The sequence below is a fragment of the Gordonia sp. NPDC127522 genome (genome assembly GCF_042672305.1).
Taxonomy (GTDB): domain Bacteria; phylum Actinomycetota; class Actinomycetes; order Mycobacteriales; family Mycobacteriaceae; genus Gordonia; species Gordonia hongkongensis.
The window spans coordinates 118,382-143,610 of sequence record NZ_JBHXVK010000006.1; the positions used below are offsets into that span (position 1 = coordinate 118,382).

Below are 25,229 nucleotides of genomic sequence, written 5' to 3' on the forward strand. Positions count from 1 at the left end.
GCGTCGTCCATCAGTGTTGTCGTGCGACAAAGAATTCCGTGATCGAGGCAGGATCATGGCCCGAGGTCAGCAGTGCGATGAGCGCCATGCGCGCCTGCGGTGCGCGCAGCCAGGGTGACACGATCGCCCCGGCTCGGCGCAGATCGACCGCGCCGCCGCCCCCGCCGTAGGTTGCGGTCACCTCGCCGTACGGGACACGGCTGGTGACGACGACGATCACCCCGCGCTGGACGGCGAGTGCCACCTCGGCGGTGATGTCCGGGTGGGTGTTCCCGGAGCCGGTGGCCGCGAGGACCACGCCGGCAGCGTTCTGCGCGACGGACGCGGCGATCAGTCCCGGTGACACGCCCGGGTACAGGGTGAAGGCGTCGACACGAGCCGGCCGGCCCACCGGTACCGATCCGGCGAGCACTCGTCGCGGCACCGGCGGGTCGTCGGCCCGACCGGTGCCCTGCACGGTGTCGAAGGCCACGGGGTCGGTGGTGGAGACCTTGAACAACCCCCGCGCCGGCAGAAGCCGGCCACCCATCGCCACGAGGACTCCTCGACCGCGAGCGGTCGGGTCGTCGATCGCGGCCAACGCGGCGGTGAGATTCGACGGCCCGTCGGCGCGGGGGGAGTCGGACGGCAGCATGGCCCCGGTGAACACGACCGGCCGTTCGTCGGTGGCATACAGGTCGGCGAGGTAGGCCGTCTCCTCCATCGTGTCGGTCCCGTGCGTGATCACCACGCCGCGGACGGCGGGGTCGGCAAGCGCGTCGGCGATCGCGCGGACCACCGCGAACTGGTCGGCGACGGTCATCGCGGAACTGTCCACCGACATGAGGTCGACGGTGCGGATGGGCGACGGAGTGCGCGGTGTCCCGCTGTCCCCGGTCCCGCTGTCCCCGGTCCCGGTGGCGGTGGCGATCGTCCCGGCGGCGGAGAGGAGAGCTGCCGAGCCGAGCGCCGGGACCGCGCCGTCGTCGGTGGTGTGGGCGGCGATCGTGCCTCCGGTGCTGATCAGCACGGTGACTCCGGCGGCCGCGGGCGGGATGCCTGTCATGGTGCCCAAGGGTCACCGGAACCCGGTCGGCCCGTCAAGCGTTGCCTGCTCGGCGCCACCGGCAGGGCGGACCGTCGTCGCGTGTCGTCGGGCATCGGGGACCCCTGGTGCCCGCCGTTTGGCATAGTGGTGTGGGCCGTCGCCGGGGGGAACCCGGCACACACGTCCGGTCGGGGCACACCCCGGCAGACACGTCCGGTCGGGCCGAACCCGGCAGACGCGTCCGGCATCGCGGTACGAGAGCGCCCGCCGGCGCACCCCATGCCCGAGAACACAGTGAGGGAGATCGTTGAAGTATCGGAAATTTCTGGGCGCGACCATGATCGCGGCCGCGTTGATGACCACCGTCGCGGCCTGCGGAAGTGATGACGCCGACGCGCCGCCCGCACCGACGCTCACCAGCGCCGACACCGCGGCCGCGAGCGGCGATGGCTCCGAGATCACCGACGGCAGCAACCCGCCGTCGATCGCTGCGCTCAACGAGATGGTCGACCAGGCCGTCGACCCCGACATCCCGCGGGCCGAGAAGATCGAATTGGTCGAGGGTTCGGAGAAGGACCCGGCGATCTTCGACGAGCTGGTCAAGGCACGTGCCGAGAACTCCGACGTCGACTGGGTCCTCGTCAACCCCGTGATCAGCGCCGGCCCCAACAAGGCTCGCGTCAAGGTCCGGATCGAGACCGCGGGCAACCCGCCGACCAACGCCGAGTCGACCATCGTCTACGACGACGGACGCTGGAAGCTCTCGAACGAGACCGTGTGCAATCTCCTCGGCCTCTACCAGGTCGAGAGCGCCATGTGCGCGCCCGCGAGCTGACCTCCTGCCGCCTCGCCGCCGAGCGGGGTTGCGTTCCCGGCGGCGCCTTCCGGCCCGTCTGTCGCCGCCCTGCCACCGAGTGGGGTTGTGTTCCCGACGGCGCCTTCCGGCCGGTCTCGCGCACAGCATGATCCGCGGCCCCGGGTCGCCGACCGTAGTCGGTGACCCGGGGCCGTCGGCGTTCAGCGCCAGGTGACGGACAGTCCGGTCCGCTGCACCAGCGGCCGGTTCGGGTCGGCACCGACCAACTCGCGAGCGCCCCGATAGGTGGCCTCGCCGGCGATGGGCAGCCCGCGGGTCACGTCGACGGTCACCGAGCCCTGACCGGTGTAGCTGTAGCGGCTGATGGTGAGGCTGTCACTGCCGCCAGGTATCGCGAACACCGAGTTCACCGGGGTCTCGTCGGCGGTGTACTCGATCGTCAGCCGGTTGCCGTCCCAGCCCGTGAGCCGTGCCTCGATGGTCTGGGTGACGGTCGCCGCGGCCGCGATCACCCGCTCGCTCCGCCACGTCGCACCCACCGCGATCGGTTCGGTCGGGAGCACGACCGCCGCGTTGAACGCCGACACCAGCGCCTGCTCGACCGCCAGTCGTGCCTCGCCGCCGGCCGGCTCCGGCGGCGCGATCCGCAGGGACACCGGCGCAAGGCCCGGACCGAGCGTGAGACCGGCTTTCGCGCCGGCCATCGCCGACAGTTCGTCGTTCAGCGTCGTGTCGGGGGACGTGACCGTGCCGAGGTCGAGTTCGAGGTCGGCGAGGTCGGCGCAACCGAACCGCGCGGTCAGCGGCATCTCGACGGTCTGGGCGTCCGAGTTGCCCGGCGACGCGACCTCCGAGGTCGTCACCAGTGTCACCGACTGGGCGGTTGCGATGTCCGGCGCAGTCGTCGGCGCGCGGCGCTCACCGGTTCCCGCGTCGACGATCGTCACCGTCGCCGGCGCGATCGGGACCGGCGCCGCGCCGGCGGCGCGGGACGGCGAGTCGGTGCTGCAGCCCGCCGATGTGGCCGACGACGGAGCGCCGGCCGACTCGTCGGGACCCGATGCGCATCCCGCGACCAGGACGGACAGTGCGGTCACCGCCGCGATCGACGAGACGACGGACCGGAGGCGACGGGGATGCGGGGACACGGGTAGCCAGCGTATTCGACGTGTCGTGGACAATGATGCTGTGGATGACCAACCCCTGACGGATCGAGAGCATGTGGACCCGCACGACCGTGTCGAACCCGGGGCCGACCGCCGACCCGACGACACCGACGTCGCCGCGCGTCCCGGCCGTCGGGTGCCGAAGGCGACGATCGTGGTGCTCGGCGTCGCGCTCGTGGTCCTGGGACTCGACCAGCTGACGAAGTCGATCGCGGTCGCCGCGATCGACCCGATGCGTCCGGTGGAGATCATCGGCGACGTCGTCACGCTACGTCTGGTCCGCAACAGCGGCGCGGCCTTCTCCATGGCCACCGGGTACACGTGGGTGCTGTCGATCATCGCCCTGGTGGTCGTGCTCGTGATCATCCGCTATAGCGGCCGGCTGCGTTCCCGATGGTGGGTGGCCGGTCTGGCGCTCGTGCTCGGCGGCGCCATCGGCAACCTGGCGGACCGCATCTTCCGTGCCCCCCAGCCACTTCAGGGTCATGTCGTCGACTTCGTGTCGGTTGGGTGGTTCCCGGTGTTCAACGTCGCCGACTCCGCGGTGGTGTGCGGGGCGATCCTGCTGGTCGTCCTTTCCGCACTCGGTTTCGACTACGACGGCACCCGCACCGGCTGGGCGGCCCGCCGCGAGCAGCGCGATCCCGCCGGCACCGAGGGCGGCGCGCATGCGTGAATCGCGTTTCCTGCCGGTGCCCGACGGCCTCGACGGGATGCGTGTGGACGCCGGCGTCTCCCGGATGCTCGGGCTGTCGCGCACCGTCGTCGCCACCCTCGCCGAGGAAGGCGACGTCGTCGTCGACGGCGTGGCGGTGGGGAAGTCACACAAACTCGCCGCGGGCACGATGCTGCACGTCACGTTGCCCGAACCGGAGGAGCCGCTGCGCGTCGAGCCGACCCCGGTCGAGGACCTCGAGGTCATCTACCACGACTCCGACATCGTCGTCGTCGACAAGCCGGTGGGTGTCGCTGCCCACCCGTCCCTCGGCTGGAGCGGCCCGACGGTCATCGGGGCCCTCGCGGCTGCGGGTTTCCGGATCTCGACTTCCGGTGCGCATGAACGCCAAGGGATCGTCCACCGTCTCGATGTCGGCACGTCGGGGGTCATGGTGGTCGCGGTGTCCGAACGCGCGTACACGTTGCTCAAGCGGGCGTTCAAACAGCGGACCGTGCACAAGGGTTACCACGCGCTCGTCCAGGGGCACCTCGATCCGCCGTCGGGGACCATCGACGCGCCGATCGGCCGCCACCGCGGCAACGACTGGAAGTTCGCGGTGACCGCGAACGGCAAACCGAGTGTCACCCACTACGACACCCTGGAGATGTTCGCGTCGGCGTCGCTGCTGGACGTTCACCTCGAAACCGGTCGCACACACCAGATCCGGGTTCACTTCTCGGCCCTCCACCATCCGTGCTGCGGTGATCCCACGTACGGCGCCGATCCGGTCCTGGCCAAGAAGCTGGGTCTGGAACGCCAGTGGCTGCACGCGCGGTCGCTCGGATTCGCCCATCCGGCCGACGGCCGACAGGTGGAGTTCACCTCGTCGTACCCCGAGGACCTGCAGCACGCACTCGAGGTCTTGCGCGCGACCTGATGTCGCGTGGCGCCGGGAGCGGAGCGAGCGGGCCTGATGTCGCGTGGCGCCGGGAGCGGAGCGAGCGGGCCTGATGTCACGTGGCGCCGGGAGCGGAGCGAGCGGGCCTGATGTCTCGCGCGACCAGGCCGTTCGATCGACTATTTCCGAGACACACCGCTAGATTGGGGGAGTGCTCGAGCCGGGAACCCTCGTCGCCGGGTACCGCGTCGAACGGGTACTCGGCAGCGGCGGCATGGGTGCGGTGTTCCTCGCCCGGCATCCGGAGCTGCCCCGGTACGACGCCCTGAAGGTGCTGAAGGCTTCGGCCGGACTCACGGACGGCAACTTTCGCCGGCGGTTCCTGCGTGAGGCGGAGGTCGCGGCCACGCTCGACCACCCGAACATCGTCACCGTGTTCAACCGCGGGCGTGCGAGTGTGCCGGTGGCGTCGAGACCGGACAAGTCGGCGGAGTCCGATCTGCTCTGGATCGCCATGCAGTACGTCCCGGGAACCGACTGTGCGCGCGAACTCGCCGGACGCGGCCGCCTCGCCCCGCGTCGCGTGGTGCACATCGTGTCGGAGGTGGCGCGGGGGATCGACCACGCCAACCGGCGCGGACTGCTGCACCGCGATGTGAAACCCGCCAACATCCTGCTCGCCGAGGTCGACGAGGATTCGTCGCTCGACGAGCAGCGGGTCCTGCTGACCGACTTCGGGGTCGCCAAACTGTCCGACGAGACCGAGGCGCTCACCTCGGTCGGCACGGTCCTGGCCACGCTGTCGTACGCGTCGCCGGAGCAGCTGACGGGTCGTCGACTCGACGGCCGGACCGACCAGTATTCGCTGGCGGCCACCACATTCCACCTGCTCACCGGGCGCGTGCCCTTCGACGACCGCGACAACGGCGCCGTCATCGGAGCCCATCTGAAAGAACCCGTACCGCGGGTATCCGAGCTCGTGCCCGGACTCTCGCCCGACGCCGACGCGGTCATCGCGCGTGCGATGGCGAAGTCCCCTGACGAGCGCTTCGCCAGCTGCCGGGAGTTCGCCGACGCGCTGGCGACGGGTCTGCGGAACGTGCGGCCGCGGTCGGCCGCCGACCTCGACGCGGAGACGGTCCGCGGGCTCCCCGGTCGGATGGCCGGCGGCGCCGTCCCGGGTCCGCGCGCGCCGGGCATGCCGGGACGGTCCGACCGGCCGACACCGCCGCCCGCCGGTCGCGCCGCGGCCCCCGACCGGGCACCCGCAGGGCGTCGATCACGGTCCGGGCCGGCCGAGCCCCGCCGGCCCGGGCCCGGCCGTCCCGCGGCGAACGTGGACCCGGCACTCGAAGCGACGCAGCGCGCGGGCCCGGCGCGCGGCGGTCCTCCGAACGCCCCACCGGGTGCGGCCCCGCCGTCCGCGGGCCCCGCGCCGGGGTCGCGGGTGCCCGGGCCCGGCCCGAGATCGAGGCCGACGACCGGTGCCGATCCGGCGGTGTGGCAGCACCCGCCGTCGAATCCGTTCCGGCAGAGCAACGACCACCTGCGGCCCGACCGGAGCCGCCCGGGCGGCGTCGGCCCGACGCCGCCCGGCACCCCGCCGCGCGGCCTGGATGCCGCGGGACCCGGCGGGCTGCCCGGTCAGGGTCCCCGGGGCTGGGCCGGACCGGCGGGTCCGACACCATCGACGCCGTCGTCGTCGAACCGGTTGCCCATCGTGCTGGCGATCGTCGCCGTGGTGTTGCTGGTCGCGATCGTCATCGTGTTCATGGCCCTGTGAGCGCGGTGAGCGAACCGGCTTCGCTACCACAGCTGTCCCATCCGTCACGACGCGGAGTGGGAGCCCGGCGGTGTCGGTGCACGCGCCTAGAGTGGACCCGGACTCGGACCCGCCCGACCGCCTTCGGGCGCACTCTCCCGGGTGCCGATGACCGCCGACCGAACCGACATCTGACGACTGACCCGACATCTACCGACTGATCTCGACAGAAGAGGCGCCGTGACGGACTCGTTTGTACACCTGCACAACCACACCGAGTACTCGATGCTCGACGGTGCGGCGAAGGTGTCCCCGTTGTTCGCCGAGGCCAAACGTCTGGGAATGACCGCGATCGGCATGACCGACCACGGAAACATGTTCGGCGCCAGCGAGTTCTACAACACGGCGGTCAAGAACGACATCAAGCCGATCATCGGCATCGAGGCCTACATCGCCCCCGGCTCGCGATTCGACACCAAACGAATCCAGTGGGGCACCCGCGATCAGAAGAGCGACGACGTCTCCGGCTCGGGTGCCTACACCCATATGACGATGGTTGCCGAGAACGCGACCGGGCTGCGCAACCTGTTCAAGCTGTCGTCCCTCGCGTCGATCGAGGGGCAGCTCGGCAAGTGGTCGCGGATGGACGTGGACCTGATCGCCGAGCACGCCGAGGGGATCATCGCGACGACGGGATGCCCGTCCGGTGAGGTGCAGACCCGGCTCCGGCTCGGCCACGACCGCGAGGCGCTCGAGGCCGCGGCGAAGTGGCAGGAGATCTTCGGCAAGGACAACTTCTACCTCGAGCTCATGGAGCACGGGCTCGAGATCGAGCGGCGTGTGCGCGACGGTCTGCTCGAGATCGGTCGCAAGCTGGGCATCAAGCCGATCGTCACGAACGACTGCCACTACGTGACCAAGGAGCACGCCGCGGCGCACGAGGCGCTGCTGTGCGTGCAGACCGGCAAGACCCTCTCCGATCCGACCCGGTTCAAGTTCGACGGCGACGGCTATTACCTGAAGTCCGCAGCCGAGATGCGCGAGCAGTGGGACTCGATCGTCCCCGGGGCGTGTGACAACACCCTGGAGATCGGCGAGCGCGTCGAGTCCTACAAAGAGGTCTTCACCCACCGCGACCGGATGCCGGTCTTCCCGGTGCCCGACGGCGAGACGCAGCAGACGTTCCTGCGCAAGGAGGTCGCGAAGGGACTCGCGGAGCGCCGTTTCGCCGGCACCGAGGTGCCCGAGGAATACCTGCAGCGCGCCAACTACGAACTCGACGTCATCATCCAGATGGGGTTCCCGGCCTACTTCCTCGTCGTCGGCGACCTCATCCGTCACGCTCTCGAGGTCGGCATCCGGGTCGGCCCGGGCCGTGGCTCGGCGGCCGGTTCGCTCGTGGCCTGGGCGCTGGGCATCACCAACATCGACCCGATCCCGCACGGCCTGCTCTTCGAGCGGTTCCTCAACCCCGAGCGGGTGTCGATGCCCGACATCGACATCGACTTCGACGACCGTCGTCGCGGCGAGATGGTGCGGTACGCGACCGACCGGTGGGGCAGCGACAAGGTGGCCCAGGTCATCACGTTCGGCACCATCAAGACGAAGGCCGCGATCAAGGACTCGGCGCGCGTCCAGTTCGGTCAGCCGGGATTCGCGATCGCCGACCGCATCACCAAGGCGCTGCCGCCGCCCATCATGGCCAAGGACATCCCGGTCTGGGGTATCACCAACCCCGAACACGAGCGCTACAACGAGGCCGCCGAGGTCCGCACGCTCATCGAGACCGATCCGGACGTCAAGAAGATCTACGACACCGCGATCGGACTGGAGGGTCTGATCCGCAACGCCGGTGTGCACGCGTGTGCGGTGATCATGTCCTCGGAGCCGCTGACCGACGCGATCCCGGTGTGGAAGCGCGCGCAGGACGGCGCCATCATCACCGGCTGGGACTACCCGTCGTGTGAGGCGATCGGCCTGCTGAAGATGGACTTCCTGGGTCTGCGCAACCTCACCGTCATCGGCGACGCCCTGGAGAACATCAAGCTCAACCGGGGAATCGACCTCGACCTCGACTCGCTGCCGCTCGAAGACGAGAAGACCTACGAACTGCTCGCCCGCGGCGACACCCTCGGGGTGTTCCAGCTCGACGGCGCCGCCATGCGCGAACTCCTGAAGATGATGCAGCCCACCGGGTTCGAGGACATCGTCGCCGTGCTCGCGCTGTACCGTCCCGGCCCGATGGGTGTGAACGCGCACACCGACTACGCCAAGCGCAAGAACGGTCTGCAGGAGATCCGGCCGATCCATCCCGAGCTGGAGGAGCCGCTCAAGGAGATCCTGTCGGAGACCTACGGCCTCATCGTCTACCAAGAGCAGATCATGCAGATCGCGCAGAAGGTCGCCGGGTACTCGCTCGGACAGGCCGACCTGCTGCGTCGCGCGATGGGCAAGAAGAAGAAGGAGATCCTCGACGAGGCCTACGACGGCTTCGCGGAGGGCATGCGCAACAACGGGTTCTCCCAGGCCGCGATCACCGCGCTGTGGGACACCGTCCTACCGTTCGCCGGCTACGCGTTCAACAAGTCGCACGCCGCCGGCTACGGGCTGGTGTCCTTCTGGACCGCGTACCTCAAGGCGAACTATCCCGCGGAGTACATGGCCGGCCTCCTGACCTCGGTCGGCGACGACAAGGACAAGGCCGCGATCTACCTGGCCGACTGTCGCAAGCTCGGGATCACCGTGCTGCCGCCCGATGTCAACGAATCCCAGCGGAACTTCGCCGCGGTCGGCAAGGACATCCGATTCGGTCTCGCCGCGATCCGCAACGTCGGCTCCGGCGTCGTCGGTTCGATCATCGCCGCGCGCGAGGAGAAGGGGAAGTTCACCAACTTCTCCGACTACCTCGGCAAGATCGATGTCACCGCCTGCAGCAAGAAGGTGACCGAGTCGCTGATCAAGGCGGGCGCCTTCGACTCACTCGGGCATCCGCGCAAGGGCCTGTTCCTCGTACACGGGGAGGCCGTCGAATCGGTCATCGGGACCAAGAAGGCCGAGGCCATCGGACAATTCGACCTCTTCGGCGACGCCGGCGGTGCCGATGACTCGATGGCCGAGGTGTTCGCGGTCAAGGTGCCCGAAGAGGAATGGGACACCAAGCACAAGCTCGCCATCGAGCGGGAGATGCTGGGACTCTACGTGTCCGGCCACCCGCTCAGTGGCGTCGAGCATGCGATCGCCGCGCACACCGACACCTCGATCTCGACGCTCCTCGAGGGCAACGTCGCCGACGGCGCCCAGATCACCATCGGCGGCATCATCTCCTCGGTGACCCGGCGGGTGAACAAGAAGGGCGAGCCGTGGGCCGCGGTGACCCTCGAGGACATGGTCGGTGGAGTCGAGGTGTATTTCTTCCCGCGGGCCTATGTCGCGTACGGGATGGACATCGTCGCCGACAACATCGTCCTGATCAAGGCCCGCGTGAACCTGCGCGACGACAGCATGATGATCAGCGCGAACGATCTGGCGGTGCCGGATCTGGAAACCGCGGGGGCGACCAAACCGGTGGCCCTGACACTCTCGGCGCGACTCTGCACCCCCGACCGCGTGGCGGCGCTCAAGCAGGTGCTGACCCGGCATCCCGGCATGGCCGACGTGCACGTGACGCTCGTCAGCGACAAGCGGCAGACCCAGCTGAAACTGACCGAGTCGTTACGTGTGGCCCCGAGTTCGGCCCTGATGGGCGACCTCAAAGCCCTCCTGGGGCCCAGCTGCCTGGGGTGACGACGTTCTGAGATGAGGGTTGCCTGCTCGACCGACTTCACCCGGCCGTGACGCAGGATTCGGGTCGCCGAACATTTTCGTTCGTTCTGCGCTACACTCGACGGCACGTCCAGCGCACCCGGCCAGTGAGGGAGTGATCCGCCATGGCGACCCTGATCGACGTCGACCCCGGTCGTCCGGCATCGCGGCAGCCCCGCACCGTCGATGTCCTGGGTGCGCAGTGGCCGGTCCACAAGGCGCACGCCGTCGCCGCCGCGGTCGTGGTGGCACTGGTCAGCCTCGTTCTCCTCGGCTCACTCGCAGTCACCGCCTGGGCGAGCGGACTGACGCTGCTCGCGGTGTGGTGGGGCGAGCGCTACCTGCCGGGGACGGCGGCCGTCGCGCCGGCATCGAACCCGCCGGGGATCTCGTAGATCCTTCCGTCGAATCCGGCGCGGAAGAGACGTCCGGCCGAGAACCCGCGGTCTCCTCGCCCGTAGGACACGACGCTCGAGGTCGGTAGGCCCGTCGCGAGCACGCAGTGGCTTCCGGGCGCCGTCACGCGCACGATCTCACCCGTCGCGTTGAAGGGCACCACAGGTCGGTCGCGTGAATCGAGGGTCAGTCCGTCCGGCGTCGACGGCGCACCCACGTTGAGCAGGTTCTGCACGACGCGCGGATTCGCGGTGGAGATCCGGCTGACGCCCGGGTTCACGAAGGTCCTCGACACGTACAGCCACCCGTCGCCGCGTCCGAGAACTGCTCCGTTCGCGCTCGGTAGCGCTCCCCATCCGGCCTGCACGGCGCCGTTGGGGCTCACCCGACCGATGAGATTGCCGAAGTCGTTGGTGGCGTACACATTTCCGCGTGCCGACACGTCCATCCCGTTGGCCGCCGAGAGTCCCGTCACCCAGGGCCGCAGTGCGCGGGTGTTGATGTCGAGCCGGGCGATGGATGCGTGTCGCAGCGCGTCGCCCACGAAGACACGCGGGTCGGCGCCGTATCCGACGAGCAGGGTGCCGCCGGGGGTCCACGCCAGCGCGCCCGCTCCGCTCCCGCCCGGCACGCGTGCGATCGGAACCGCAGGTGCGCCCGGTCCGGCCAGGCGATACACGCGACCGGTGATCAGGTCGGTGGTGTAGAGGCGTCCGGCGGCGTCGACGGTCAGGCCCTCGAGCGCCGCGCCGGGCACCGACCCGACGAGTCGCGCCGGCTGCCCGGCACCAGCGCACACGGGGGCGGCCGAGGCCGGGGCGGGGTCGACGGCGGCTCCGAGCCCGACCGCCAGGGCGGCGGCCGCGCCGAGCGCGGCAAGTCGCGACAGGCGTCGCGCGCGGGGTGGGAAGGTTCGACGAGCTGTCATGGCTGCTCCCTGGTCGGTGAGGCTGGTCGCCGTCGGCGATGGTCGGGCGAGACGGTCGTCGGGAAGATTCCCGTCCGGCCCGCTGTCAAACGCACCCGTCCAGTGTTACGCCATCGGGTGCGCGAATGTGCCGCGATGCCGATTCATCCGGCGCCGCGATGCCACGACCCACGACGCGGTCGCGGACGGGCGTCGGAACCCGCGACATCGGATCACCGGCAGACAGTGAGAACATGGCTGTCGTGAGTACGCACCACGTCCCGGTCCATCAGCAGGCGTTGTCGGTAGACGCGATCGAAGCCGCGTCGATCCGTATCGCCGACGCGGTGGCGCGTACCCCGCTCGAGATCTGCCCGCGGCTGTCCGCCGACACCGGGGCCGAGATCTTCCTGAAGCGCGAGGACCTCCAGGCCGTCCGTTCCTACAAACTGCGCGGCGCCTACAACGTGATGGCGCAGCTGTCGGCCGAGGAGCTGTCGCGTGGCGTCGTCGCGGCGAGCGCCGGCAATCACGCCCAGGGGGTCGCGTTCGCATGCCGGAGCATGCAGGTGCCCGGACGCATCTACGTCCCGACCACCACGCCCAAGCAGAAACGCGATCGAATCCGTTGGCACGGTGGTGACTTCGTCGAGCTCAAGGCCGTCGGCGACACCTACGACGCCGCCGCGGCCGCTGCTCAGGACGACGTGATGCGTACCGGGTCCGCGTGGATCCATGCATTCGACGACCCGCGGACCGCGGCCGGGCAGGGGACCATCGCGCACGAGATCGTCGAACAGCTCGGTCGTGTTCCCGACGTCGTGGTCGCACCGGTCGGCGGCGGGGGATGCCTGGCCGGGATGGCCACCTATTTCCGCGGCCTGTCCGAGGACATCACGATCGTCGGTGTCGAACCGACCGGCGCGGTGTCGCTGAGCGCCGCCCTCGTCAACGGGGGACCGGTGACCCTCGCCGAGATCGACCCGTTCGTGGACGGGGCAGCGGTGAAGCGCATCGGGACCATCGGGCACCGGGTGTTGTCGGAGATGGGCGCGACCGTGACCGATCACCCGGTGCTGGCGAGCATCACCGACGCCCCGGCCGCACGCGTGGTACCCGACCAACGCCACGCGCCCGTGCCGGGAACCGCGCACATCACCCACGTCGATGAAGGCGCCATCTGCTCGGCGATGCTCGAGCTCTACCAGAACGAGGGCATCATCGCCGAACCCGCGGGTGCGCTCGCGGTCGCGATCCTCGACAAACTGCAGCTGCCCGCGGACTCCACCGTGGTGTGCCTGGTCTCCGGCGGCAACAACGACGTGTCCCGGTACGGCGAGATCATCGAGCGCTCGCTGGTGCACCGGGGACTCAAGCACTACTTCCTGGTCGACTTCCCGCAGGAGCCGGGTGCGCTGCGGCGTTTCCTCGACGAGGTTCTCGGACCCGACGACGACATCACGCTGTTCGAGTACGTGAAACGCAACAACCGGGAGACCGGCGCCGCCCTCGTCGGAGTCGAGCTGGGACACCGTGACGGGCTCGGCGACCTGATGGACCGGATGGCCCACTCCCGGCTGCACTGTGAGCGGCTCGAACCGGGTAGTCCGGCGTACGCCTACCTGACCTGAGAGCCGGGGCCGCGAAATTCCGGCGTCGACCATTCGGATGACTCACCAGACCACGGGAACATTCGCGTCCGGTGCCGCCTCCAAGTACATGAACCGCCCAGAAGCACTGCACCACCACAGCGCCTCGTCACTTGGAAGGACAACCCCATGAGCACCGAGATCCCCGCCGACGCCGTTCTCGTCGACACCGACGGCGACGGAGCCGTCGACGCCGCACTCACCGACGTCGACGGTGACGGCACCACCGACGCCATCCTCGACACCGACGGCGACGGCCAGGCCGACTCCATCGCCTACGACACCAACGCCGACGGCGAGATCGACATCATCGAGGCCGACACCGACGCCGACGGCTACACCGACATCGCCGTCGCCGACACCGATTGCGACGGCACCTTCGACACCGCGGTCGACGACGAGGGCAACGTCGAGGTCGGCGACTTCGGCAGCATCGACGGCGGCGACGCCATCTGACCACTTGACTTCATGGCCCGGAGCCGCGGTACACGCGACTTCGGGCTATGGGCCGTCACCACGGCGGCCGACGATCACGTTGTGTCCCGGCGAGGCGAGTCCGGAGTCCTCGGAACTCGGTGACTGCCAAGCCATTTCGACGTCGAGCGAAATCGGGATGGTCACCGGTGTGGCGCCGGGAACGCAGACCACCGACCAGTCACCGCGATGCATCGCGAACCATCCGGCCGCCTCGTCGAAGTCGACGGACACCGACGAGAAGGCCGGATCGGACAGTGCGGCTTCGGCTTTCCGCAAGGCGATGAGGGCTCGGTAGAACTCGAGCACACGCGCGTGGGCGGGATCGTCGAGTTCGGTCCAGTCCAGCTTCGACCGCTCGAACGTCGCCGGGTCCTGCGGATCGGGCACGTCGTCGCTGTCCCAGCCGTGCTCGGCGAACTCCGATTTGCGCCCCTCCGCGGTGGCTCGGCCCAGTTCGGGCTCCGGGTGGGAGGTGAAGAACTGGAACGGTGTCGCCGCCGCCCACTCCTCACCCATGAACAGCATCGGGGTGAACGGGGACAGCAGGACCAGCGCCGCCTTGATCGCCAGCTGTCCGCCGTCGAGGTAGGCGCTCGGGCGGTCGCCGATCGCCCGATTGCCGATCTGATCGTGGTTGCAGGTGTAGGCGAGGAGGGCCGACGCGGGCAGCCGGTCGGTCGGGATCGGTCGTCCGTGGCGGCGTTTGCGGAACGACGAATAGGTGCCGTCGTGGAAGAACCCGCCGGTGAGAACCTTCTCCAGGCAGTCGTAGCTTCCGAAGTCGCGGTAGTAGCCCTGCCGTTCGCCCGACACCAGCGTGTGGATCGCGTGGTGGATGTCGTCGTCCCATTGCGCGGCGAGTCCGAGTCCGTTGACGCTGCGCGGGGAGATCATGCGGGGATCGTTGAGGTCGCTCTCGGCGATCAAGGACAGCGGCCGCCCGAGTTCGACGGTGAGATCGTCGGTGGCGGCGGCGAGTTCTTCCAGGATGTGCACGGCGCGGTGGTCGGCCAGCGCGTGCACCGCGTCGAGGCGCAGGGCGTCGACATGGAACTCGGTGAACCACCGCAGGGCCGTACCGGCGATGAACGCACGGACCTCGTCGGAGTCCGGATCGGACAGGTTGACCGACGATCCCCAGGATGTGACGCCCGCGGAGAGGTAGGGCCCGAAGTCGGGTAGGTAGTTGCCGGACGGACCCAGATGGTTGTAGACGACGTCGAGGACGACACCGAGTTCCCGGGCGTGACAGGCGTCGACGAACCGGGCCAGCGCCGCCGGTCCGCCGTAGGTCTCCTGCACCGCGTACCAGCCGACGCCGTCGTAACCCCAGTTGTGAACCCCGTTGAACGCGTTGACCGGCATCAGCTCGACGAAGTCGACCCCCAGGTCGACGAGATGGTCGAGCCGGCCGATGGCGGAGTCGAGCGTGCCCTCCGGGGTGAAGGTGCCGAGGTGGAGCTCATAGACCACCGCTCCCCGGATGTCGCGACCGGCCCAGCCGGCGTCGGTCCAGCCGGCGTCGTCGACGGTGAACAACGCCGACAGTTCGTGCACCCCGTCCGGCAGGCGCACGGCCCGCGGATCAGGACGCACCGGTCCGCCGTCGATCGAGAATCCGTAGCGCAGTCCCCCGACGGGTTCGGTTCCCGGTGCGGTGTCCACCTGCCACCACCCGCCCGCGGCTGCCGTCATGGCGATCCGGTCCGCGGCCGGGTCCTGCGCGGACGACCCGATCACCAGCTCGACGACCTGCGCGTTCGGTGCCCAGACCCGGAGTTCGCCCAGTGATCGCGGTGATCGGAAGGGCTCCACATTGGAACGAAGTGGTAGGTTTTGTTCCCGCTGGTCGTCCGACCAAGTTATTGTGCTCTGGGCAACAGCGGCAGCGGTCGGGGGATTCGTCACATCATGCAAGGTATGTCGGACCTCGGACAGGTGCAGTCGGGCGCTAGTGTGAGGCCGGACACATTCGGACGAGGGGAATGGGGTATTTTACCCGCGGCGCTCATGCCCACGGGGGGCACGCGAAGCGGGTCTGCGGAAACGAGAACGCGCGTCGACGTCGACACGCGCCATCGCGACCTGACGGCCGGTGAACGGGTAAGCCGAGACGCAAGGGTAGGGATTGAGCACTAACGCAGTCACCTCGGACGACGAGGAGGTGGGTCGCAAGAGGCCGGGGGCGGTGCGGTCGTGGGTGGACGGCCATGTCGTCGCCTCGTTCGACACGTTCGGTCGCCAGCTCGGCATGTTCGTCGAGGTGTTCCGGACCCTCTTCGTCGATCTCTTCAAGCGACGGTTCCCGTTCGGGGAGTTCATCCGTCAGTGCGCCTTCATGGCCAGCACCTCGGTCTTCCCGACCCTCCTGGTCGCCATCCCGATCGGCGTCATCGTGTCGATCCAGGTGTCCAACATCGCCGGTCAGGTCGGTGCCACGTCGTTCTCCGGCGCGGCAACGGGTCTCGGTGTGATCCGGCAGGGTGCACCGCTGGTGACGTCGCTGCTCCTCGCGGGCGCCGTCGGCTCGGCGATCGCCGCAGACCTCGGATCCCGCACCATCCGCGACGAGATCGACGCGATGCGCGTCATGGGCGTCAACCCCATCGAGCGCCTGATCTCACCGCGACTGCTCGCGACGATGGTCGTCAGCTTCCTGCTCTGCGGGTTCGTGTGCTTCGTCGGGTTCATCACCGGCTACGTCTTCAACGTCTACTTCCAGGGCGGCACACCGGGTAGCTACACCGGCACCTTCGCGTCCTTCGCCACCACCGCCGACCTCATGTTCGCGTTGGCCAAAGCCGTCATATTCGGCGCGATCGTGGCCATCGTCGCCTGCGATCGCGGCCTCTCGACGAAGGGCGGGCCCGCGGGTGTGGCCAACTCGGTGAACGCCGCTGTCGTCAACTCGGTCCTGTTGCTGTTCACGGTGAACGTGATCCTCACCCAGCTGTTCGCGATCCTGTTCCCGTCGAGGGTGGTGTGAGATGACCGCGTCACGGTATGTACCTCCGGCCCTGCGGCCGCTCGAGGCCGCCAAGGCGGTGTACCGCGGGCCGCGCGACGCGCTCGCCGCGATGGGCCATCTGATCACCTTCCTGGTCCGCTCGATCGCCGCGGTGCCGCTGGCGTTCCGTCACTACAGCAAAGAGGTGTGGCGCCTGCTCGCCGACGTGGCGTGGGGCAACGGCGCCATCGTCGTCGGTGGCGGCACGGTGGGCGTCATGGTGATCCTCGGCATCATGGGCGGCGCGACCGTGGGCATCGAGGGCTACACCGCCCTCAACCTGCTCGGCATGTCCCCGGTGACCGGCGGCCTGTCGGCCTTCGCGACGACCCGCGAGATCGCACCGCTGCTCGCCGCGACCGCGTTCACGGCCCAGTCGGGTTGCCGGTTCACCGCACAGTTGGGCTCGATGCGCATCGCCGAGGAGATCGACGCCCTCGAGGCGATCGCGATCCGGCCGCTGCCGTACCTGGTCACCACCCGGATGTGTGCGGCCGTCCTGGCGATCATCCCGCTCTACTCGGTGTCGCTGGCCGCCAACTACCTCGCCTGCCAGTTCATGTTCATGCTGCAGAGCGGTCAGGGCGAGGGCACGTATCTGTACTACTTCAACCAGTTCCTCGTCTCGTGGGACATGTTGTTCTCGTTCTTCAAGGTGATCGTCTTCGTCCTGCTGACGACGTTCATCCAGTGCTACTACGGCTACTTCGCCTCAGGTGGTCCCGAAGGAGTGGGAGTTGCTGCCGGACATGCCATCCGACTCGCGATCATCGTCATCGTGTTCGCGAACCTGGTCATGACACTCGTGTTCTGGGGCACGTCGCCCGGGATCAAGATCTCGGGATGAGGGGGAGACCGTGAACATCGCGACCGACGGGCGCAATCCCTCGCTGCTGCAATACGTGCTGCGCGGAGTCGCCTTCCTGCTCGTCCTGCTGGTGATCTTCGTGCTGCTCTTCATGCGGTATCAGGGCACGTTCAGCAAGACGGTGGCCGTGACCGCCGACCTCGTCGATGTGGGCGACGGGCTGTCCACCGGTGCCGACGTCCGCTACAACGGGCTGATCGTCGGCACGGTCAAGTCGATCAGCGTCGAGGATTCCGCACAGGCCGACGCCTCCCGGTTGATCAAGAACGTCGCCATCGACATCGAGCCGGCGCAGGCCGAGGGCATTCCCGCCTCGGTGACCGCGCGTACGGTTCCGTCGAACCTGTTCGGCGTCAACTCGGTCGAGCTGGTCCCGCCCGCCGAGGTGGGTGCCGACCGGCTGTCCGCCGGCGACGTGATCCCGGCCGACGACTCGCTCGAGACGATCAAGCTGCAGGACGCCCAGAACGAGCTGAAGCGGATCCTCGACGCGGTGCCGCCGGAGGAACTGGCGCAGGTGCTCGGCGTCATCGCCGACGCGCTCAAGGGCGGCGGCTCGGTGTTCGGGTCGTTCGTCCCCGTGCTGCGGAACTACTTCGACTCGATCAACGCCCAGTTCCCGCCGGGCGCGCCCCCGGGCTTCGACAACTTCGACGCCGCTCTCACCGGCCTCTCGCAATCGGCGCCGCAACTGCTGGACACCCTGGGCCGCAGCGTGATCCCGGCGATCACCATCGCCGAGAAGCAGCGTGACCTGACCGCGGTGCTGACGGCGAGTCAGGGCCTGCTCGACCAGACCCAGTTGCTGTTCGCGCGCAACGGCGACAGCGGTCAGCGTCTGGTGACCGATCTGAACCGGATGCTGGGTGCGCTCGTCCTCGAGCCGAACTCGCTGCCGCAGGGCGTGATCGCACTGAACAACCTGGCCGCCCGGGTGCTGACGGTGTTCACCGGCACCAACGGCCACGTGCAGCTCAACATCGGTGTGAGCTTCGGCGCCTTCCAGCGCTACACCCGGCAGAACTGCCCGGTGTACGACGGCGGCCCCTACGGCACCCTGCGCGGCCCCGGCTGCGTGGGACCGGGCACGGGCACGGGGCCGACGATGTCGGGTCCGCTGGCGATCTATCCCTCCGACGGGATGCGCCGGAACAAGCCGGTCGGCAACGTCACCACCGATGCCGACAACAAGACGCTCGGCACCGTCCTGCGCCGTACCCCGTCGGCGGCGGACACGATCATGCTGGGACCGCTGGTCCAGACGCTCGAGGTGCGCAACGCCGCCGAGGCGGGCCGGGGCGGCGAAGGTCAAGGAGGAGGACGATGAGCGCGGCTTCGGGGTCGATCCGCAAACCGCTGATCGGTTTCACCATCTTCGGGATCGCCGCGTTGCTGGTCACCTACGTGATCTTCTCGACGCTGGAGCGCTCGGTGCCGGGGACCACCAACGGCTACACCACCTACTTCGGTGACGCCTCGGGTCTCGCCACGGGCGACGACGTCCGCATGGCCGGTGTCCGCGTCGGTCGTGTGGACCAGATCGAACTCGCCGACGGCCGTGCCCGGGTCACCTTCGAGGTGCAGGACAACCAGCAGGTCTACACCAACACGCGGGCGGCGATCCGGTACCAGAACCTCATCGGGCAGCGATATCTGAACCTGACATTGGTCCCGGACCGGGAGAGCCGACCCCTCGACCCGGGGTCGACGCTCGAGCTGCCCTCCGAGGACTCCTTCGACGTCACCACGTTGCTCGCCGGGTTCCAGCCGGTCTTCGAGACCCTCACCCCGGAACAGGTCAACGCCCTGTCCGAGGGGTTGATCCAGGCGTTCCAGGGCAATTCGGTGTCCTTGAGCTACACGGTCGCCGAGGTCGGCCGCCTCGCGGAGGACACGGCCAACCGGGACGTCGTGCTCGGCGCGATCATCAACAACCTGAGCGCGGTCATGCGCGACCTGTCGCGCCAGGGCGGTCAGCTGGGCACCGTCATCGAGTCGATGTCGGCGCTGATCGCCAACCTCAACTCGAACTCGGCGGCGTTCGGTAGTGCGGTGACCGACATCGGCCGCACCGCAAGCGGATTCGCCGACGTGCTGAGTGAGAGCCGACAGAGTCTGGCCGACGCCGCGACGGACGGCCGGATCGCGACCAACACGCTGATCAGCAATGGCTCCAAACTCGATCGGATGGCGGTCGACGCGCCGATCTTCCTCGGTCATTTCCCGCTCGTGCTCGGTGAGGGCGCTTACTTGAACATCTACGCATGTGATCTCGACGTCGCGATCGGCGACGTCCTGCTACCGCCCGGGATCTTCAACAAGATCGGCGGCACGAATCACTCGGTGGTGTGCCGATGAGCTGGTTCCGCAGGAGTTTCCGTGACAACCGGCGCGTGTGGTTCGGTGTGATCGGCGCCGTGGTCATCGTCGCCCTGTTGCTCGGCGTGACCGCTCTCGCGACTGCGCATCTGGGCAAGAAGACGCTCACCGGCGACTTCGCCCAGGCCGGCGGTATCCGGCCGGGGGACAAGGTCCGCGTCGCCGGTATCGACGTCGGTGAGGTCACCGACACCGAACTCGCCGGACAGCACGTGGCCATCACCATGAAGGTGGACAGCGACGTCCGGGTGACGTCCAACGGTTCTGCCGAGATCAAGATGTCGACGCTGCTGGGTCAGCGCTACATCGATGTGTCGCTGGGGGATTCGCCGGAGGATGCACCCGACGGACACATCGCGAAGACCGCCGTGCCCTACGATCTCCAGCGCACCATCGAGGCGGGCGCGCCGATCCTGACCGGGATCGACGACCGGACGCTCTCCGAGAGCATCCGCACCCTCAACCGGCAGCTCGCCGGCGTACCGGCGATCACCGAGCCGACCTTCGAGGCGCTCACCCAGATGTCGAAGGTCATCACCAATCGCAAGGACCAGATCAACCAATTGATCGCCGACACCAAGACGATCACCAACATCGTCAACGACAATCAGGCCCAGCTCGCCGTGATCGTGGGTCAGGGACGCGACCTGACCCAGAAGATCGTCGCGCGTGAAGAGCTGGTCACCCGGATGCTCGACGGCATCGCCGAACTCACCGAGCAGGCGACCGCGGTGGCCGGCGAGAACGCCAACCAGTTCGCGCCCATCATGGCGAACCTGAACACGATCACCCAGGGCCTGGAGAAGAACCGCAACAACCTCCGCAAATTGCTGGAGATCCTCCCGGTCACCGCGCGCCTCACCAACAACGTCATCGGTGACGGGCCCTACGCGAACGGCTACCTGCCGTGGGGCATCTTCCCCGACAACTGGCTGTGCCTGGCCCGGGTGGTGGACGGATGTTGAGCGCGGACACGACAGCAGGTACGACGATGCACGCCCATGGGCTCCGCCGCCCGATCCTGCTGGTCGGGGTCGCCCTGCTCGGCATCCTCGGGCTCTCCGGCTGTTCGATGATCCCGGGGAGCTGGAAGGCGGCGGTCGGCCAGGCCATCGAGGTGACTGCCTACTTCGACAACGTCGCCGGGCTCTACGTGAGCAACGACGTCGCCGTCCTCGGCATGCCGGTCGGTCAGGTCACCGCGGTGGAACCGCAGGGCGAGCGCGTCAAGGTGACCATGACGATCGACAGCGACGTCCCCGTCCCGGCCGACGCCACGGCGGCGATCGTCAACACCTCGATCGTCACCACCCGCCACGTCGAGCTGTCACCCGCCTACGACGGCGGACCGAAGCTCGAGGACGGGTCGGTCCTGAAGGAGACGAAGGCTCCGGTGTCGGTCGGCGAACTGTTCGACGCCATCGACGGTCTGGTGGTTGCGCTCAAGGGTGAGGGAGAAGGCCCCGGCCCGCTCGCGGAGATGATCGACATCACCTCCGGCATCGCCACCGGCAACGGCGAGGAGATCCGGGCGGCGCTCGACGAACTCGGCGGAGCGTCGGACGTGGTGGCGGGCAACAGCGATGCCCTCGTCGACATCCTCGAGACCATCGAGGGTCTGACCACCACCCTCGTGCAGAACTATCCGAAGATGACGGCGTTCTCCGAGTCGGTCAACCAGGTCTCGCAGCTGCTGGGCGACCAGGCGCCCGGCCTGCTCGCCACCCTGGCCAACCTCAACCAGACGCTGCAGAACACCACCGTGTTCCTGCAGAACAACACCAACACGATGTCGGTGTCGTTCGACCGGCTTGCCGCGCTGACCGCCAACCTCGGCGACTACTCGCGGCAGGTCGTCGAGACGATCGACGTCGGCCCGCTGCTATTCCAGAACCTGAGCAACTCGATCTCGGCCGAACAGGGTGCGTGGCGCGCGCAGGTGCTGCTCGACAAGTCGCTCCTCGACAACGAACTGCTCGCCGAGTTTTGCGAGGCGATCAACCTGCAGAAGGACGGTTGCCGAACGGGCAAGCTCAAGGACTTCGGTCCCGACCTCGGTATTTACTCGGCGATGCTGGAGCTGACGAAATGAGAACGGCGACAATGGATTCGCTGAGCCGTTCGGACGGCCCCGGGCGCCCTGCGCGATCCCAGGGCCGAGTCCGCCGAGGCGGAGTGATGGCGGTGCTGCTCGCGGCGCTCATGGGGCTCACCGGTTGCGGACTCCTCCCGAGTCTCACGGTGGAGCAGATCCCGCTGCCCGCACCGGGCGGCATCGGGGACTCGATCACGATCACCGCGAAATTCGCCAACGCGCTCAATCTGCCGGCGCAGGCGAAGGTGAAGCTGAACGGAACCGATGTCGGACAGGTCACCGACCTCGTCGCCAAGGACTACACCGCCGTGGTGACCATGCAGGTCAGCAAGAAGACCAAGCTCCCGGTGGGCACCGGCGCCGAACTCCGCCAGGCCACACCGCTTGGTGACGTCTTCGTGGCCCTGCTCCCGCCGATCGAGGCGCGCGACGGTCTGATGGTGGACGGGGACACGCTCACCGGCCCGACGTCGGCTGCGGCGACGGTCGAGGATCTGCTGATCAGCATGAGCGGGGTCGTGGACAGCGGTTCGCTGAACTCGTTGACGATCATCCTCACCGAGCTGAGCAGCGCGGTCGCGACGAACCCGTCGGATCTCAACGGCGCCATCCGGGGCCTGACCACCGGCATCCGGAAGCTGAACCAGAGTTCGGCGGCGGTCGATCGGTCGCTGGCCGCCACGCGGGTGCTCAGTGGACAGCTCGCCGACGGGCGTGCGCAGATCATGGCGTCGATCAACAAACTGGGTCCGGCGCTCGAGTCGCTGAACGGTCAGATCGCCACGATCCTGACCACCCTCGACAAGACCCAGCAGGTCACCGCGGCCACCAACGACTTCCTCGACAGCGATCAGGACAACCTGGTCGAGATGCTGGGCCATCTGTCGACGGTGCTGGCCGGGCTCCGGCAGGCCGCCGGTCCGCTCGGATCGCTGGCCGACAACCTGCACGAGCTCACGCCGAAGTGGGTCAAGTCCACACCGGGTAGCGCGGCGGCGGTGTCGTCGAAGGTCTACTGGCTCAGCCCGGGTGTCGGCTTCGACTCGGCGAGCAGACTGCCCGAGATCCAGGACGTGGATGAGGGTTCGGCGGCGTTGCAGCAGACACTGACCCGTCTGCTGGCGCGGATCACGGGGACGAGGGGGTGTTGCGGATGAGCGGCATATTCGGTGTCCTACGCCGGAATTCGGTACTCGTGGGCAACATCGCCCTGGTACTGGTCATGGTCGTCGGACTCAGCTATCTCGCCCTGGGCATCCTGCGGTGGCAGCCGTTCGCCGACAAGTACAAGCTCACCATCCAGTTCCCGATCTCCGGCGGTCTGCAGGAGACGTCCGGGGTCACGCTGCGCGGCGCGCGCATCGGAGACGTCGACACCGTTCGGGTGCAACCGGATTCGGTGGAGGTCGTCGTCACGGTCGAGGACCGGTACAAGATCAACCGCGACACCACGGTTGCGGCACTGGGTCTGTCGGCTGCGGGAGAGCAGTACGTCGACTTCCAGCCGGACACCTCCGACGGTCCCTACCTGGAGGACGGGGACGTCATCCGGGCCGACCAGACCGAGGTCACCGTGCCGTTCTCGCAGCTGCTCGAGTCCTCGCTGGAACTGATCAACCAGATCGATCCGGCGAAACTCCGTTCCGCTGTGGACAATCTGAAGATCGCCCTCTACGACGAGGACGGCACGAACGACCTGTCCGTCATCTTCGACTCCGGTGGCACGATCTTCGCGAAGCTGTACACCGCGCTGCCGGAGACCACCAAGTTCATCCAGAACGCGGGGACCATCTTCAAGACGACGGCACAGATCCAGCCCGACCTCGGCACGACGGTGGCGGGATTGAGTTCGCTGGTCAACTCGGCGGCTGCCTCCGACAAGGAACTCCGCGAGCTCCTCGACCGGGGTCCCTCGCAGTTCACGAGCCTGGCCGGGTCGATCAACCAGTTGACGGATCCGATCACCGATGTGACGAAGCAGTTCGTCGACATCGCCGAGCAGGGTGCGTTGCGTGCGCCGGCGCTCGCGACGCTGTTCCCCGCGATCCGCGATGCCAGTGTCAAGAGCCTCACCATGTTCCACGACGGTGCGTGGTGGGCCTTCGGGTCGGTGTACCCGCGTCCGAGCTGCAACTACCCGGTGACGCCGCGGCGGCCGACGCAGATCCTCGAGCTGACCATCCCGACCAATCTGTACTGTGTGACCGAGGATCCGCGTCAGCAGATCCGTGGCTCGGCCAATGCGCCGCGGCCACCGGGCGACGACACCGCGGGACCGCCGCCGGGTTACGACCCGAACGCCCGTACCGTTCCGCTCGACAAGTGATGGGCCGCTCGACGACTGACGGCCACTCGACGACGACAGACAAGTTGTGTGACCTGTAGATGACTGACCGGAATGACCCAGATCGTACTGATCCCGACATGAATCCAACGGACGAGAAGGCCGACAGCACGTCGCCCGAGAGCGGGACTGTCGCAGCCGATCACACCGATGGGGCGACGAGCGCGGAGGACACGAACGACGCCGGGACCGCGGCGACGCCGCGGGGGAAGTCGGCTCGACGGAGCGGAACCGGCATGGCGGCGAGCACGTCCAAGACCGACGGTGCCGATGCCTCCGCCGCCGCCGGTGACCTGTCGCCGGCAGCTTCATCGAAGGCGGGTTCGGATCGTCGCGAGATCTCGTTCACGGTCACCGGCGGCGGGATCAAGAAGGTTCTCGCCGCCATCGTCGCGGTCGCCCTCATCGCGCTGGTGGTGTTCTTCGGCTGGCGCGCCTACGACCTCCAGCGGGAGGCCGACGCGTTCGCCGATTCCAAGGTGGCCTCGGCCGACTTCGTCACGAAGCTCGTGACGACGCTCAACGCCGACAACGCGGGCAACTCGAAGGAACTGCTGGGTCCGCTGTCGACGGGGGAGTTGCGCAACCGCCTCGAGCAGGAACGGGCCGACACCGAGGCCAATGTGGAGTCCCTGAACATCGAGGTGTCCTCGACGATCAGCGTGGTCGCCGTCGAGACCGTCGATGCCGACACCGCCAAGACCGTGGTGATGGCGGAGGTGACCGGCCGCAGCGTCAAGTTGCCCAGCGGCGGTACCAGCCTGATGGTCTTCCGCTTGGACCTCAGCAAGGAAGACGGCAAGTGGCTGGTGTCCGAGGTCGACGGTCCGCCGGGGAGCCCCAGCGGTCAGATCGATCCGTCGCAGTCGCTGCCCGGCGCCGCAGGTGCGCCGGCACCCCAGCCGTCGCCGGCACCGCAGCCCGCGCCGGGCGGCTGATCCGGGCCGACACACTCACTGGCAATGGACGAGCGCGCCA

The 25,229-nt window shown here is 68.3% G+C and carries 21 protein-coding genes; 17 read left to right on the top strand and 4 right to left on the bottom strand.

Annotated elements, in window-relative coordinates:
* Window positions 1-10: 10 nt before the first annotated feature.
* Window positions 11-1,045 carry an asparaginase gene (locus ACFVHY_RS13305; protein WP_390272401.1) on the bottom strand — a complete coding sequence of 345 codons (1,035 nt, stop codon included), beginning with the start codon at window positions 1,043-1,045 and terminating at the stop codon, window positions 11-13.
* A gap of 337 nt (window positions 1,046-1,382) precedes the next feature.
* On the opposite strand from ACFVHY_RS13305, the gene ACFVHY_RS13310 reads away from it, so the two are divergent.
* On the top strand, window positions 1,383-1,862 hold the full coding sequence (locus ACFVHY_RS13310; RefSeq protein WP_390272572.1) for a hypothetical protein: 480 nt from the start codon (window positions 1,383-1,385) through the stop codon (window positions 1,860-1,862).
* Between the two features lie 182 nt (window positions 1,863-2,044).
* Here the strand turns inward: ACFVHY_RS13310 and ACFVHY_RS13315 are convergent, their stop codons facing one another.
* Window positions 2,045-2,992 carry a hypothetical protein gene (locus tag ACFVHY_RS13315; RefSeq protein WP_390272403.1) on the bottom strand — a complete coding sequence of 316 codons (948 nt, stop codon included), beginning with the start codon at window positions 2,990-2,992 and terminating at the stop codon, window positions 2,045-2,047.
* Between the two features lie 40 nt (window positions 2,993-3,032).
* Here ACFVHY_RS13315 and lspA point away from each other — a divergent pair, with 40 nt between their 5' ends.
* The 5 genes from lspA to ACFVHY_RS13340 all read left to right on the top strand — a co-directional run bounded on the left by lspA (window position 3,033) and on the right by ACFVHY_RS13340 (window position 10,524).
* A complete protein-coding gene (gene lspA / locus ACFVHY_RS13320) occupies window positions 3,033-3,686 on the top strand; it encodes a signal peptidase II (RefSeq protein WP_390272405.1) in 654 nt (217 codons plus the stop codon).
* Entirely contained in the window at window positions 3,679-4,605 is a 927-nt protein-coding gene (locus ACFVHY_RS13325) for an RluA family pseudouridine synthase (RefSeq protein ID WP_055476137.1), read from the top strand. The genes lspA and ACFVHY_RS13325 overlap by 8 nt, the downstream gene beginning before the upstream one ends.
* A gap of 172 nt (window positions 4,606-4,777) precedes the next feature.
* Window positions 4,778-6,349, top strand: coding sequence for a serine/threonine-protein kinase (locus ACFVHY_RS13330; RefSeq protein WP_390272407.1), 1,572 nt, complete (start codon window positions 4,778-4,780; stop codon window positions 6,347-6,349).
* 219 nt (window positions 6,350-6,568) lie between these two features.
* Window positions 6,569-10,111: a DNA polymerase III subunit alpha gene (dnaE, locus tag ACFVHY_RS13335; protein WP_390272409.1), complete on the top strand. Its 3,543-nt coding sequence runs from the start codon at window positions 6,569-6,571 to the stop codon at window positions 10,109-10,111.
* Between the two features lie 143 nt (window positions 10,112-10,254).
* Window positions 10,255-10,524: a hypothetical protein gene (locus tag ACFVHY_RS13340; protein WP_055476140.1), complete on the top strand. Its 270-nt coding sequence runs from the start codon at window positions 10,255-10,257 to the stop codon at window positions 10,522-10,524.
* Here the strand turns inward: ACFVHY_RS13340 and ACFVHY_RS13345 are convergent.
* Entirely contained in the window at window positions 10,467-11,453 is a 987-nt protein-coding gene (locus ACFVHY_RS13345) for an SMP-30/gluconolactonase/LRE family protein (protein WP_390272411.1), read from the bottom strand. The genes ACFVHY_RS13340 and ACFVHY_RS13345 overlap by 58 nt on opposite strands.
* A 233-nt stretch (window positions 11,454-11,686) precedes the next feature.
* Here ACFVHY_RS13345 and ilvA point away from each other — a divergent pair, with 233 nt between their 5' ends.
* Together ilvA and ACFVHY_RS13355 are read left to right on the top strand one after the other, a co-directional pair.
* Window positions 11,687-13,063: a threonine ammonia-lyase IlvA gene (gene ilvA, locus ACFVHY_RS13350; RefSeq protein ID WP_390272413.1), complete on the top strand. Its 1,377-nt coding sequence runs from the start codon at window positions 11,687-11,689 to the stop codon at window positions 13,061-13,063.
* A gap of 147 nt (window positions 13,064-13,210) precedes the next feature.
* Window positions 13,211-13,537: a hypothetical protein gene (locus tag ACFVHY_RS13355; protein WP_390272415.1), complete on the top strand. Its 327-nt coding sequence runs from the start codon at window positions 13,211-13,213 to the stop codon at window positions 13,535-13,537.
* 45 nt (window positions 13,538-13,582) lie between these two features.
* On the opposite strand, the gene treZ is transcribed toward ACFVHY_RS13355, so the two are convergent.
* Window positions 13,583-15,373, bottom strand: coding sequence for a malto-oligosyltrehalose trehalohydrolase (gene treZ, locus ACFVHY_RS13360; RefSeq protein WP_390272418.1), 1,791 nt, complete (start codon window positions 15,371-15,373; stop codon window positions 13,583-13,585).
* Window positions 15,374-15,686: 313 nt separating this feature from the next.
* On the opposite strand from treZ, the gene ACFVHY_RS13365 reads away from it, so the two are divergent.
* From ACFVHY_RS13365 to ACFVHY_RS13405, 9 genes are all read left to right on the top strand, one after another.
* The gene (locus tag ACFVHY_RS13365) at window positions 15,687-16,544 is read left to right on the top strand and encodes an ABC transporter permease (RefSeq protein WP_211539312.1); all 858 of its coding nucleotides are present in this window, start codon (window positions 15,687-15,689) and stop codon (window positions 16,542-16,544) included.
* Window position 16,545: 1 nt separating this feature from the next.
* Complete coding sequence (locus ACFVHY_RS13370; RefSeq protein WP_055476553.1) at window positions 16,546-17,412, top strand: ABC transporter permease; 867 nt, start codon at window positions 16,546-16,548, stop codon at window positions 17,410-17,412.
* 10 nt (window positions 17,413-17,422) lie between these two features.
* On the top strand, window positions 17,423-18,760 hold the full coding sequence (locus ACFVHY_RS13375; protein ID WP_390272420.1) for an MlaD family protein: 1,338 nt from the start codon (window positions 17,423-17,425) through the stop codon (window positions 18,758-18,760).
* Window positions 18,757-19,791 carry an MCE family protein gene (locus tag ACFVHY_RS13380; RefSeq protein ID WP_390272423.1) on the top strand — a complete coding sequence of 345 codons (1,035 nt, stop codon included), beginning with the start codon at window positions 18,757-18,759 and terminating at the stop codon, window positions 19,789-19,791. Before ACFVHY_RS13375 ends, ACFVHY_RS13380 begins: the two co-directional genes overlap by 4 nt.
* Entirely contained in the window at window positions 19,788-20,777 is a 990-nt protein-coding gene (locus ACFVHY_RS13385) for an MCE family protein (protein WP_055476590.1), read from the top strand. Before ACFVHY_RS13380 ends, ACFVHY_RS13385 begins: the two co-directional genes overlap by 4 nt.
* Window positions 20,778-20,803: 26 nt before the next feature.
* The gene (locus ACFVHY_RS13390; RefSeq protein ID WP_390272426.1) at window positions 20,804-21,904 is read left to right on the top strand and encodes an MCE family protein; all 1,101 of its coding nucleotides are present in this window, start codon (window positions 20,804-20,806) and stop codon (window positions 21,902-21,904) included.
* A gap of 11 nt (window positions 21,905-21,915) precedes the next feature.
* A complete protein-coding gene (locus tag ACFVHY_RS13395) occupies window positions 21,916-23,064 on the top strand; it encodes an MlaD family protein (RefSeq protein WP_390272428.1) in 1,149 nt (382 codons plus the stop codon).
* On the top strand, window positions 23,061-24,233 hold the full coding sequence (locus tag ACFVHY_RS13400; protein ID WP_288812389.1) for an MlaD family protein: 1,173 nt from the start codon (window positions 23,061-23,063) through the stop codon (window positions 24,231-24,233). Before ACFVHY_RS13395 ends, ACFVHY_RS13400 begins: the two co-directional genes overlap by 4 nt.
* A gap of 98 nt (window positions 24,234-24,331) precedes the next feature.
* Window positions 24,332-25,189 carry a hypothetical protein gene (locus ACFVHY_RS13405; protein ID WP_390272431.1) on the top strand — a complete coding sequence of 286 codons (858 nt, stop codon included), beginning with the start codon at window positions 24,332-24,334 and terminating at the stop codon, window positions 25,187-25,189.
* Window positions 25,190-25,229: the final 40 nt, after the last annotated feature.

Excerpts from the sequence above, each read along its gene's own strand:
- ACFVHY_RS13310 (WP_390272572.1), top strand. The coding sequence starts at position 1,383 with ATGACCACCGTCGCGGCCTGCGGAAGTGATGACGCCGACGCGCCGCCC.
- ACFVHY_RS13340 (WP_055476140.1), top strand. The coding sequence starts at position 10,255 with ATGGCGACCCTGATCGACGTCGACCCCGGTCGTCCGGCATCGCGGCAG.
- ACFVHY_RS13370 (WP_055476553.1), top strand. The coding sequence starts at position 16,546 with ATGACCGCGTCACGGTATGTACCTCCGGCCCTGCGGCCGCTCGAGGCC.
- ACFVHY_RS13345 (WP_390272411.1), bottom strand. The coding sequence starts at position 11,453 with ATGACAGCTCGTCGAACCTTCCCACCCCGCGCGCGACGCCTGTCGCGA.
- ACFVHY_RS13325 (WP_055476137.1), top strand. The coding sequence starts at position 3,679 with ATGCGTGAATCGCGTTTCCTGCCGGTGCCCGACGGCCTCGACGGGATG.
- ACFVHY_RS13380 (WP_390272423.1), top strand. The coding sequence starts at position 18,757 with ATGAGCGCGGCTTCGGGGTCGATCCGCAAACCGCTGATCGGTTTCACC.
- ACFVHY_RS13355 (WP_390272415.1), top strand. The coding sequence starts at position 13,211 with ATGAGCACCGAGATCCCCGCCGACGCCGTTCTCGTCGACACCGACGGC.
- ACFVHY_RS13305 (WP_390272401.1), bottom strand. The coding sequence starts at position 1,045 with ATGACAGGCATCCCGCCCGCGGCCGCCGGAGTCACCGTGCTGATCAGC.
- ilvA (WP_390272413.1), top strand. The coding sequence starts at position 11,687 with ATGGCTGTCGTGAGTACGCACCACGTCCCGGTCCATCAGCAGGCGTTG.
- ACFVHY_RS13385 (WP_055476590.1), top strand. The coding sequence starts at position 19,788 with ATGAGCTGGTTCCGCAGGAGTTTCCGTGACAACCGGCGCGTGTGGTTC.
- ACFVHY_RS13400 (WP_288812389.1), top strand. The coding sequence starts at position 23,061 with ATGAGCGGCATATTCGGTGTCCTACGCCGGAATTCGGTACTCGTGGGC.
- ACFVHY_RS13395 (WP_390272428.1), top strand. The coding sequence starts at position 21,916 with ATGGATTCGCTGAGCCGTTCGGACGGCCCCGGGCGCCCTGCGCGATCC.
- ACFVHY_RS13405 (WP_390272431.1), top strand. The coding sequence starts at position 24,332 with ATGAATCCAACGGACGAGAAGGCCGACAGCACGTCGCCCGAGAGCGGG.
- ACFVHY_RS13390 (WP_390272426.1), top strand. The coding sequence starts at position 20,804 with ATGCACGCCCATGGGCTCCGCCGCCCGATCCTGCTGGTCGGGGTCGCC.